Annotated in this window: 11 protein-coding genes; 3 read left to right on the top strand and 8 right to left on the bottom strand. The window is 52.2% G+C overall.

Translation table 11 applies throughout. The features are described from left to right. The first annotated feature begins 112 nt into the window (after positions 1-112). Complete coding sequence (locus tag QWT68_RS01230) at positions 113-469, top strand: YgzB family protein (RefSeq protein ID WP_040285822.1); 357 nt, start codon at positions 113-115, stop codon at positions 467-469. A gap of 38 nt (positions 470-507) precedes the next feature. Here the strand turns inward: QWT68_RS01230 and perR are convergent, their stop codons facing one another. The 3 genes from perR to bcp form a co-directional block, all read right to left on the bottom strand. Continuing rightward, the gene (gene perR, locus QWT68_RS01225) at positions 508-957 is read right to left on the bottom strand and encodes a peroxide-responsive transcriptional repressor PerR (protein ID WP_040285823.1); all 450 of its coding nucleotides are present in this window, start codon (positions 955-957) and stop codon (positions 508-510) included. A gap of 123 nt (positions 958-1,080) precedes the next feature. Continuing rightward, positions 1,081-2,025 (bottom strand): D-2-hydroxyacid dehydrogenase, encoded by a 945-nt coding sequence (locus QWT68_RS01220; RefSeq protein WP_290149157.1) that lies wholly within the window; start codon positions 2,023-2,025, stop codon positions 1,081-1,083. Then, entirely contained in the window at positions 2,025-2,516 is a 492-nt protein-coding gene (bcp, locus tag QWT68_RS01215) for a thioredoxin-dependent thiol peroxidase (RefSeq protein WP_040285825.1), read from the bottom strand. The genes QWT68_RS01220 and bcp overlap by 1 nt, the downstream gene beginning before the upstream one ends. Positions 2,517-2,643: 127 nt before the next feature. On the opposite strand from bcp, the gene QWT68_RS01210 reads away from it, so the two are divergent. Next, a complete protein-coding gene (locus QWT68_RS01210; RefSeq protein ID WP_040285826.1) occupies positions 2,644-3,933 on the top strand; it encodes a glutamate-1-semialdehyde 2,1-aminomutase in 1,290 nt (429 codons plus the stop codon). Between the two features lie 73 nt (positions 3,934-4,006). Then, entirely contained in the window at positions 4,007-5,092 is a 1,086-nt protein-coding gene (locus QWT68_RS01205) for an FUSC family protein (RefSeq protein WP_040285827.1), read from the top strand. 35 nt (positions 5,093-5,127) lie between these two features. Here the strand turns inward: QWT68_RS01205 and nikC are convergent, their stop codons facing one another. From nikC to QWT68_RS01180, 5 genes are all read right to left on the bottom strand, one after another. Further along, positions 5,128-6,024, bottom strand: a complete 897-nt coding sequence (gene nikC, locus QWT68_RS01200) for a nickel transporter permease (RefSeq protein WP_098060112.1) — start codon at positions 6,022-6,024, stop codon at positions 5,128-5,130. A 17-nt stretch (positions 6,025-6,041) separates the two neighbouring features. Continuing rightward, positions 6,042-7,046, bottom strand: coding sequence for an ABC transporter permease (locus tag QWT68_RS01195; RefSeq protein ID WP_290149153.1), 1,005 nt, complete (start codon positions 7,044-7,046; stop codon positions 6,042-6,044). Positions 7,047-7,138: 92 nt separating this feature from the next. Continuing rightward, positions 7,139-8,758 (bottom strand): ABC transporter substrate-binding protein, encoded by a 1,620-nt coding sequence (locus QWT68_RS01190; protein WP_040285829.1) that lies wholly within the window; start codon positions 8,756-8,758, stop codon positions 7,139-7,141. After that, on the bottom strand, positions 8,755-9,780 hold the full coding sequence (locus QWT68_RS01185; RefSeq protein WP_290149150.1) for an ABC transporter ATP-binding protein: 1,026 nt from the start codon (positions 9,778-9,780) through the stop codon (positions 8,755-8,757). The genes QWT68_RS01190 and QWT68_RS01185 overlap by 4 nt, the downstream gene beginning before the upstream one ends. After that, positions 9,752-10,774, bottom strand: a complete 1,023-nt coding sequence (locus tag QWT68_RS01180) for an ABC transporter ATP-binding protein (RefSeq protein WP_290149148.1) — start codon at positions 10,772-10,774, stop codon at positions 9,752-9,754. The genes QWT68_RS01185 and QWT68_RS01180 overlap by 29 nt, the downstream gene beginning before the upstream one ends. Positions 10,775-10,803: the final 29 nt, after the last annotated feature.

The raw sequence follows: 10,803 nt of genomic DNA, 5'->3' as shown, positions 1-10,803 counted from the left end.
GCTGCTGTACTTTTCGCCAATCCACTTCGAAATTCCTTCTTTGGGTTGAACCTATGTTGCTCACAGCGGAACTGTGCTATATTAAAAGTGTGAGCCATAGGGAGGTCTTGCAGTGAAACCTTATAAGAATAAAATCAACCGAATCCGGTCATTCGCACTGTCACTCATCTTCATCGGAGTGATCGTGATGTATATTGGTCTGTTCTTCCGTAAATACGAAATACTCATGCTCCTGTTCATGGTTCTTGGTGTCGTGGCGATTCTGGCAAGTGTTGTCGTCTATGCATGGATCGGGACATTATCCACCCGGGCAGTGCAGATCGTCTGTCCGAATTGCGGCAGACAGACAAAGATGCTCGGCCGTGTCGATATGTGCGGACATTGCCGCGAACCTTTGACTATGGATCCTTCGCTCGAAGGCAAGGAGTTCGACGAAGTATACAACCGTCCGAAACAAAAGAAGAATTGAAAAAACACCTATTTCTCCTGAGAGAAATAGGTGTTTTTTCAATTAGCTTTAGTGGCGCGGCCTTGTTCTTGACACGCAGGACAGACACCGTACACTTCCAAGCGGTGGGAATTCACTTTGAATCCTGTCACATGGGACGCAAGCCTTTCCACTTCTTCCAATCCGGGATGATGAAAATCGACAATGCTTCCACATTCGTCACAGATGATGTGGTAATGATCGTGTGTCACGAAGTCGAATCTGCTTGAAGCATCTCCGAAGGTCAGCTCTTTGACGAGCCCCGCATTCCTGAATACACGCAGATTGTTATAGACTGTCGCTACACTCATATTCGGAAAATCCTGTTCGAGTGCTTTATAGATTTCATCCGCCGTCGGGTGGGTTTCAGAAGAAATGAGGAATTCCAAAATAGCGTGGCGCTGAGGAGTGATCCGCACACCGCTCTCTTTCAATGTGACAAGCGCATTTTTCAGCATTGCACCTGGCATGACGAACACCTCTATTCCGTAAAGATTACTTAATTATAATGATTATAATGATTATAATTAGTTTACTGAATTTGTGGTGTCCTGTCAACAATTGTGATTACCGGCGAGCGCGTCTCTTGCGGGTCAATAGCCGCGATCCGGTTCAACGATATTCTTGTAAGAACCTTCCGATGATAACCATACGCGCAAATTCTCTTTGAAGATTTCCAGAGCCCGTTCCACATACTTTGCCGATAGTGCAGAGACATGAGGCGAGACCGTACAGTTCTCAAGCTCCCAGAGCGGATTCGTCTCCGGCAGCGGCTCCTGCTCGAATACATCAAGGACAGCTTGTGCGATCTCCTTGTTCTTCAGGGCTTCTATAATGACTTCTTCCTTCACCAAGTCTCCTCTGCCGAAGTTCAAGAAGACAGCGGTGTTCTTCATGCGTTTGAAATGCTCTTCGTTCAGGAGCCAGCGGGTTTCCGGAGTGCTCGGCAGGACGGAAATCACATAATCCGCTTCCGGCAGATGCTCGTCGATGCAGTCGAACGAAATGTCTTCGTGCATGCCATCATGCGTGCTGCCTGATCTGCTGCATCCGATTGTACGGACGCCGAACGCCTGCAGCAGCCTGCCGATTTCCCCGCCGATCGAGCCGGGACCGAGTATGAGGGCTGTGGAGCCTTTCAGTTCGCCAGACTTCACTTTTTCCCATACTTTCTGCTTCTGCTGTTCCCTCAGCTGAGGGAGCGCGCGTTTCAAAGATAGAATGTGGGCAAGAACGGTTTCGGCCATCGGGGTTTTATGGATTCCGCTGGAATTCGTGACGAGGATGTCCCGCTCTCCCAGCTCTTTAAGCGGCAGCTGGTCCACACCGGCTGACGCGACCATGACCCACTTCAAATCCGGCAGTCCGCCGAGCGAAGCGGCATCCAGATCAGAACCGTAAGTTACCAGAATGTCGGGGTGTTTCCGCTCGGCATTCTCCATAGTACCTGAAAAGTCGAATTCAGCTTCACTGAATTCCTTTTCCAGCTCATTGCGGAATTGTTCTTTGATAGGGAACGTGAACAGTACTTTCGGCATCAGCCCTCTCCCCCTACTTCGTCTGTCAGCTGAAGGAGTGCACGATACACGTCATCCGTATGACCGTCCACCTTCACTTTCCGCCACTCTTTGACAATGGTGCCCGTCGGGTCGATGAGGAATGTCGAGCGTTCCACGCCCATATACTCTTTGCCGAACGACTTTTTCAGCTTCCATACCCCGTATTGCTCCGCTGCTGTATGATCCGGGTCGGCCAGCAGCGAAAACGGCAGATTATACTTGTTGCTGAACTTCAAATGGGATTCTTCCCCGTCCGGACTGACACCGAGGATCACTGCATTGATGTCTTCGAAATCGGAGTGGCTTTCACTGAACGACTGGGCTTCGAGTGTACACCCAGGCGTTGCATCTTTCGGGTAGAAATAAAGGATTACATATTTCTCACCAGCGAAATCGGAAAGTGAAACTGTTTCGCCGCGTTCGTTCCGTAAAGAGAATTCAGGCGCATGCATGCCTTCCATTGACGACATAAAACATTCCTCCAATCAGTTTCTTTCCATTAATAGTATCGGACTACTCCGTCTTTTTCAATTCCTTTGGTGTTTGCTTTGTTTTTAGGTAGAATAGTGAAGAACTGATTTGAACGGAGGAATTATTATGGAAAGATCGAATTCAGAAGCAATCTATGCACAGGCGTGCGAGCATATTGTAGGAGGCGTCAACAGCCCGTCCCGCGGTTACAAAGCGGTCGGCGGCGGAGCACCTGCTGTGATGGCGCGTGCGGAAGGCCCTTACTTCTGGGATGTGGACGGCAATAAGTATATCGATTACTTAGGCGCCTACGGACCGATTATCACCGGCCATGCCCACCCGCACATTACGGCAGCCATCACGAAGGCTGCTGAAAATGGCGTATTGTACGGGACACCGACCGAGCACGAAGTGAAATTCGCCAAGATGCTGAAGGACGCGATTCCGGGGATCGATAAAATACGGTTCGTGAATTCCGGAACGGAAGCAGTCATGACGACAATCCGTGTATCTCGCGCCTATACCGGCCGCACGAAGATCATGAAATTCGCAGGCTGCTATCACGGCCATTCCGATCTCGTGCTGGTTGCGGCAGGTTCCGGTCCGGCCACATTGGGTACTCCGGATTCCGCCGGTGTTCCGAAGACGATCGCTGAAGAAGTGATCACGATTCCTTTCAACGATCCGGAAAGTTTCAAAGCAGCAATGGACCGCTGGGGGGATGAAATCGCATGCATCCTCGTGGAACCGATCGTCGGCAATTTCGGTATCGTCGAGCCTCAGGAAGGATTCCTGCCGCTCGTACATGAGATCGCCAAGGAAAAAGGGGCTCTCATCGTTTACGATGAAGTGATTACGGCATTCCGCTTCCACTATGGTTCAGCGGCTGAACTGCTCGGACTCCAGCCGGATCTGATGGCGATGGGCAAGATCATCGGAGGCGGCCTGCCGATTGGCGCATACGGCGGCAGAAGTGAGATCATGGATAACGTGGCGCCGCTCGGTCCTGCATACCAGGCGGGCACGATGGCAGGAAATCCTGCATCGATGCTGTCCGGGATTGCCTGCCTGGAAGTGCTGCAGACAGAAGGCCTGTACTCGGAACTCGACCGCCTCGGGGCCCTCTTGGAGGATGGGATTCTCGAAGCTGCCGGAAAGCACGGCGTTCCAATCACCATCAACCGGAAAGGCGGCGCACTGACCGTGTTCTTCACAGACGAAACGATCGTCAATTACGATCAGGCGGAAGCGACGGACGGAGAGCGGTTCGGTAAGTTCTTCAAACTGATGCTGGCACAGGGTGTCAACCTGGCGCCTTCCAAATATGAAGCTTGGTTCATCACGTCAGCACATACGGAAAAAGATATCCAGGATACTCTGGAAGCTGTCGATTCCGCGTTCTCACAATTGCTGTAATCGAGCTGTTGACCCATACCGGAATTTATTGTAAAGTAGCGCAAAAGAGACCGCGAAAGAGAGGAAGACAGATATGAAACTTGGTGCCCGCAGTTTGAAGACGGGTATTGCCATTGTCTTCGCATTGTTCCTTGCGCAAGTGTTCCATCTGCCCAATCCTGTGTTTGCAGGGATTGCAGCGATTTTCGCCATCCAGCCGACGATTTACAGATCATACAAATCAGTTGTGGAGCGGATACAAGGTAACCTGATCGGCGGAACGGTAGCTGTTTTGTTTGTATTGATGTTCGGTCATCACTTGATGATTGTCGGATTGGCAGCCGTGATCGTCATTCTGATCATGCTGAAGCTCGGACTTGAAAAATCGATTGGATTGGCGCTCGTGACAACGATCGCTATTATGGAAATCAAAGGCGATGGGTTTCTGTTATATGCTGGCCTTCGGATACTCTCTATTACAATAGGCGTCTTGGCAGCCTTCCTGGTCAATCTGGTGTTTGTGCCGCCGAAATATGAAGTGAAGCTGTTCCAGTCCATCCACCAGGTGCAGGATGAGATCATCCGGTGGATCCGGCTGACCAGCCGCCAGGCGTCCGATTTTCTGGCAACGAAGAATGTCATCGAGAACTCACGTGATCAGCTGACGACAATCGATCAGCTGTATGCCCTGTATAAGGAAGAACGGTACTACCTGAAAAAGAACCAGTATGCCAAAGCGCGCAAACTGGTGATCTACCGACAGATGATCGTCGCTTCCAATGCGAGTCTCCAAGTCCTCCGTAAATTGTTCATGCACGAGAGCGAACTGGCTGCACTGCCGGACCATTTCAAGATGATGGTGCAGGAGCGTCTGGATGCTTTGCTCACCTATCATGAGCAGCTGCACTTGAAATTTGTCGGTAAGTTGAAATCGGATCAGCTGTCGACCGGATTGCATGACGAATACATTCACCGGCAGGAAGTCATGGATATCTTCTTGAAAGAAATCGCTCTTTCGAAAGAGGAGAATGAGGAGTTTTCGACATATTATCTGTTGCATATCCTGTCTTCCATCTTGAACTACGAAGAACAGCTGGAGCACCTCGACAGTCTGGTCGTCAGCTACCAGCGCCGTTATGAGAGTGAAGCCAATACGCAATTCGAAGATGAAATCTATTAAAAGAGCTGCCCCGGCGAAGGGCAGCTCTTTTTTGTTCAGCTTTTCATTTTCGGGTCGAGTGCATCCCGCAGTCCGTCACCCATCAAGTTGAACCCGAGGACCGTCAGCATGATGGCGAGACCCGGAAAGATCATTGTCCACGGTGCGGATTGCAGATAATCCCGTGAATCAGCAAGCATTTTGCCCCACTCCGGTGAAGGTGCTTTCGCTCCAAGCCCGAGGAAACCGAGCGCAGCCGCTTCCAGGATAGCCGTTGCAACAGCGAGTGTACCCTGGACGATGACAGGTGCCATGGAGTTCGGCAGGATGTGCGAGAACAGGATACGCGCATCCTTCATGCCGATCGCTTTGGCGGAGGTGATGTATTCATCCTCCTTGATGCTCAGCACTTTCGATCGGATCAGCCGGCCGAAATTCGGCACGTTGATGGTCGCGATGGCAATCAGTGCATTCTGCAGGCTCGGTCCGAGTACGGCGACAATGGCAATCGCCAGCAGGATCGAAGGAAATGCGAGCATGATATCGAAGATCCGGGAGATGATCACATCCACCCAGCGGCCATAATAGCCGGCAATGATGCCGAGTATACTTCCGACAACAACGGAACCGATGACCGAGAAGAACCCGACCGCGAGAGAAATCCGGGCGCCGTGCATAATACGGGAGAAGATATCTCTGCCGAAATCATCCGTACCGAACCAATACTCCGCTGATGGCGCATGCAGACGGTCAGCCATGTTCTGTTCGTTTATGCCCTGCGGAGCGATGAATGGCGCAAGAAGTGCCATCAGGATGAAAAAGATGACAACCGCCATTCCGACAACCGCCACTTTACTCTTCCGGAAACTCCGCCATGCATCCCGCCACGGACCGGACTCTTTTTCAATCTTCGCTTCTGCGATGCCATCAATCTTCGGTGACAATTCAGACATGTTGTATTCCTCCTCCCTCAATCATACTTAATCCTCGGATCGATCACACCGTAGAGCAGGTCCACGATGAGGTTGATCATGACGAAGAAGAATGCGACGACCAGGATTCCCGATTGGATGACCGGGTAATCACGGTAGTTGATGGCGTCATAGATATATCGGCCAATCCCCGGCCATGCGAAAATCGTTTCTGTCAAGATCGCCCCGCCGAGGAGCATCCCCATTTGAAGGCCGACAATTGTCAGCACTGGAATGATTGCGTTTTTCAAAGCGTGTTTGTAGACGACCCAGAACATTTTCTGCCCCTTTGCGCGGGCTGTCCGGATAAAATCGGACCGCATGACTTCAAGCATGCTGGAACGGGTCATACGTGCGATGATCGCCATCGGGATGGTCGCAAGGGCAAGTCCCGGAAGGATCAGGTGCTTGAATACTTCCCACAGCTGGTCGAACCTGCCGTTCAGCATGGCATCCAGCAAATAGAGATGGGTGACCGCTGATACGGGATCGCGTACTTGCTCACGTCCTGTGGTCGGCAGCCACTGCAGTTCAATGGCGAATGCCCACTGCCCCAGGAGACCGAGCCAGAAGATCGGCATGGATACACCGACCAGCGCCAGGATCATCGCTGTATAATCGAACCATGAATTTTGGAACCATGCGGAGATGATGCCGGCGTTGATGCCGATGACGACAGCAACGATCATGGCGAACAGTGCCAGTTCCAATGTGGCCGCGAGATACGGCCAGATTTCATCGGCCACCGGCAGCCGGGTTCTCATGGATTCCCCGAGGTCACCCGTGAAAATCCCTTTCAGATAACTGAAGAACTGGATATACCACGGCTGGTCCAGCCCGAGTTTTGCATTGAGCGCCGCAACCGCTTCGGGTGTCGCCTGCTGTCCCAGTATCACTTGCGCAGGGTTGCCCGGTATCGCCCGGATCATCATGAACACAACGAATGTCATCCCTAACAGTACAGGGATGAGCTGGAATAACCGCTTCCCTATGTAACTGAGCATACACTTCACCCCTTTAGGCTCTTTTTGGCTTTTCAGGAACAGGAAAGGGGGATAAGCGAATCGCCTCCCCCCTGTTGCCTGTCAGCCTGAACTTACTTGAAATCTACGTTCGAGAGCAAGTCGGAACCTGTAGGATGCGGTTTGAAACCAGTCAGATCAGCAGCTCCGCCGAGCAATGGTGTCGAGTGAGCCAACGGCACCCATGGCGCTTCATCATGAAGGATCTCTTGTGCTTTCATATACAGTTCGTTCCGTTTGTCCTCATCCACTTCCGTCTGTGCTTCCAGGAAGAGTTTGTGTGTTTCATCGTTTTTGAAGTACGTATAGTTGTTGCTTCCGATATTGTCTTCATCAAGCAGGACATACAGGAAGTTATCGGCATCGCCGTTATCTCCTGTCCAGCCGAGCATGAAGGCATCCGCTTCCCCTTTGCTCGCTTTGTCGAGGTACGTCGCCCACTCATACGAGACGATTTCCGCTTTGATGCCGACATCTGCAAGGTTGCTCTGGATGACTTCCGCTACCTTTGTGCCGTCTGGCATATATGGACGCGGAACAGGCATTGCCCACAGTTCCATTTCGAAGCCGTCTTCCAGTCCTGCCTGTTTCAGCAGTTCTTTCGCCTTTTCAGGGTTATACTCATATTCTTCTATCTCATCGTTGTACCCCGAGATGGAAGAAGGCATTGGGTTCTTCGCCAGTTCAGCACGGCCTTCGAAGAACGAATCGATGATTGTCTGCTTATCAATCGCGTAGTTCATGGCCTGGCGTACTTCTTTCTTATCGAACGGCGGGCGTGTGACCGTCAGACCGAGGTAGCCGACGTTCATGGACGGACGTTCGAACAACTGCAGATTTGAATCGTTCTCGATCTTTTCACCATCCGACGGGTTAATGCCGTCAGCCAGATCGATCTCGCCGGCAGTCAGCGCGTTCAGACGTGCTGCATTGTCCGGGATGGAACGGAATACGACTTTGTCGAGCTTTGGAAGCCCTTCCTGCCAGTAGTCTTCGTTCTTTTCGATTGTGATCGAATCGTTCGCTTTCCACTCCACGAACTTGAATGGCCCGGTACCGACCGGATTCCGCTCGTAGTCGTCATCGCCTTTCGCGAATGCCTCAGGACTTGAGATGGCGAACATGCTCATTGCCAGGTTTTTCAGGAATGGCGCCTGAGGGCGTTTCAGTTTGAACACGACTGTGTTCTCGTCTTGCGCTGTCACCGACTCGATGACCGCTTCCTCGTCTCCTTCAAATCCGCCGAACATGGAACTGTAGTACGGGAACTTCTCAGCATCCCCGCCTGCCCATCGTTCGAAGTTCGCGACGACTGCATCTGCATTGAAGTCGGTGCCGTCATGGAACTTGACGCCTTCTTCAAGGTGGAACGTATACGTCAGACCATCATCGGTTGTTTCCCATTCTTTCGCCAGCCCCGGCTGGATCGTTGTATCCTGCTCGCCGAAATTGACGAGAGTTTCAAACAGGTTGACCGTTACTTTGAAGGTCTCCCCTTCTGTTACGCGGGATGGATCGAGTGAAGTGGAATCCCCACCCCGGCCGAAGACCAGCGTCTTTTCCTTGCCGCTGGACTTTTCTCCGTCCCCGCTTGCCGTCCCCTCTTTGCCGTCATCGTTTCCGCATGCAGCGAGCGCAGCGGAAAGGACAAGCAGCATGATGAGTGCGGCCGACCATAACTTCCCTTTTCTCATACAGACCCCTCCATCTCTTTTTCTTTCCATGCTATGTCAGTGCCGGCCTGTTCACTATAAAGATGACAGGCGACAGAATGACCGTTCTGTTGCTCCATGAGCTGGGGTGTAACTTTTGTGCAGACGTCCATCTTGAACGGACAGCGGGTATGGAACGTACAGCCTGATGGTGGATTAGCAGGACTTGGGATATCCCCTTCGATGGTTACCTGCTCCTTCTGGTAATCCGGGTCCGGGATCGGTACGGCTGACAGCAGCGCCCGGGTATATGGATGGAGAGGCTCTGCATAGAGCTGCTCGCTCGGTGCAATCTCGACAATCCTCCCCAGATACATGACCCCCACCCGATCACTGATGTGCCGGACCACCCCCAGATCATGGGCGATGAAGATATACGTCAAGTCGAATTCCTTCTGCAGATCCTGCATCAGGTTCAGCACTTGCGCCTGGATCGATACGTCCAGGGCGGAAACCGGTTCGTCCGCGATGATGAGCTTCGGATTCGTCATCAGCGCCCGGGCGATGCCGACACGCTGCCGCTGCCCGCCGCTGAACTGATGCGGATACCGTTTTGCATGGTAAGCACTCAATCCGACAATCTCGAGGAACTTGTTGACGGTCTTCTTTCGCTCCTTCGCATCGGAAATACCATGTACGATGAGCGGTTCCTCCAGGATCTTGCCGATCGTATGGCGTGGATTCAGGGACGCATAAGGATCCTGGAAGACCATCTGGATATCCCGGCGCACCTTCCTCATATCGCCGGCAGACAGATCCGTCAGCTCCCGGCCGTCGAATTCCACGGTGCCTTCTGTCGGTTCCAGGAGCCGCATCAGCACCCTTCCTGTCGTCGACTTGCCGCATCCGCTCTCTCCGACAATACCGAGTGTCTCCCCTTTGTTCACATGGAAGGAGATATCATCGACCGCTTTGACATACCCAGCCGTCCGCCCGAGCAGCCCTTTCTTAATAGGGAAATACTTTTTCAGTCCTTCAACTTTCAATAAGGGCTTTTGCTCCATCGTCCTTCACTCCTTCCTCGCTGTATAAGAAGCATCTTGTCTGATGGGCCGCCTCTGTATGGATCAGTTCCGGATCTTCCGACAGACATCTGTCGAACGCGAACTCACAGCGCGCTGCGAACTTGCAGCCTTGCCGTATGGAACCGGGCTTCGGGACATTCCCCGGAATCGAGAACAGCCGATCCTTCTTATACCGCATATCCGGAACGGACTGAATCAGCCCCTTGGTGTATGGATGCTGCGGATTATCGAAAATCGTCTTGACCGGCGCTTCTTCGATCACCTGGCCGGCATACATGACGATGACGCGCTGGCAAGTTTCCGCAACAACGCCGAGATCATGTGTAATCAGCATGATGGCCGTGTCCAGCCGGGTGTTCAGGTCTTTCATGAGCTTCAGAATCTGCGCCTGGATGGTCACATCAAGTGCCGTTGTCGGTTCATCCGCTATGAGAAGTTTCGGATCACAAACCAGTGCCATGGCGATCATGACACGCTGCCGCATACCTCCGGACAACTGATGCGGATACTCGTCGATCAATTCGTCCGCCCGCGGCAGCCCCACCAATTTCAGCATTTCGACCGCACGGGCTCTCGCTTTCTTTTTCGACCATTTCTTTTCATGGATGAGAATCGCTTCGGACATCTGGTTGCCGATCGTAAACAGCGGATTGAGCGAAGTCATCGGCTCCTGGAAAATCATTGCGATATCGTTCCCCCGGATGGAGCGCATCTCTTTTTCGCTTTTCGCAAGCAGGTCGCTACCTTGGAATAGTATTTCCCCGCCTGTGATCTTGCCGGGCGGGCTCGGCACCAATCCCATTACTGACAGCGATGTCACGCTTTTCCCGCACCCGGATTCCCCTACGATTCCGAGAACTTCGCCTTCTTTCACATGGAAATCGACGTGGTCCACCGCAGGAATCTCCCCTGAGTCGGTGAAAAAAGTGGTCTGCAAGTCTTTCACATCCAAGACTTTCTTTCGTTCCCCCATGACATCTTCCACCCCAATACTATTTTTCT

Origin of the sequence: Sporosarcina trichiuri, assembly GCF_030406775.1 — a bacterium.
In the GTDB taxonomy this organism is placed as follows: Bacteria; Bacillota; Bacilli; order Bacillales_A; family Planococcaceae; genus Sporosarcina; species Sporosarcina trichiuri.
Note: the sequence above shows the minus strand (reverse complement) of the source record. Positions and strands in the feature narration are given on the sequence as shown.

Bases quoted from the DNA above. Each gene is read 5' to 3' on its own strand.
- nikC (WP_098060112.1), bottom strand. From the start codon at position 6,024: ATGTCTGAATTGTCACCGAAGATTGATGGCATCGCAGAAGCGAAGATT.
- QWT68_RS01220 (WP_290149157.1), bottom strand. From the start codon at position 2,025: ATGCCGAAAGTACTGTTCACGTTCCCTATCAAAGAACAATTCCGCAAT.
- perR (WP_040285823.1), bottom strand. From the start codon at position 957: ATGCCAGGTGCAATGCTGAAAAATGCGCTTGTCACATTGAAAGAGAGC.
- QWT68_RS01185 (WP_290149150.1), bottom strand. From the start codon at position 9,780: ATGGAGCAAAAGCCCTTATTGAAAGTTGAAGGACTGAAAAAGTATTTC.
- QWT68_RS01180 (WP_290149148.1), bottom strand. From the start codon at position 10,774: ATGGGGGAACGAAAGAAAGTCTTGGATGTGAAAGACTTGCAGACCACT.
- QWT68_RS01190 (WP_040285829.1), bottom strand. From the start codon at position 8,758: ATGAGAAAAGGGAAGTTATGGTCGGCCGCACTCATCATGCTGCTTGTC.
- QWT68_RS01205 (WP_040285827.1), top strand. From the start codon at position 4,007: ATGAAACTTGGTGCCCGCAGTTTGAAGACGGGTATTGCCATTGTCTTC.
- bcp (WP_040285825.1), bottom strand. From the start codon at position 2,516: ATGTCGTCAATGGAAGGCATGCATGCGCCTGAATTCTCTTTACGGAAC.
- QWT68_RS01195 (WP_290149153.1), bottom strand. From the start codon at position 7,046: ATGCTCAGTTACATAGGGAAGCGGTTATTCCAGCTCATCCCTGTACTG.
- QWT68_RS01210 (WP_040285826.1), top strand. From the start codon at position 2,644: ATGGAAAGATCGAATTCAGAAGCAATCTATGCACAGGCGTGCGAGCAT.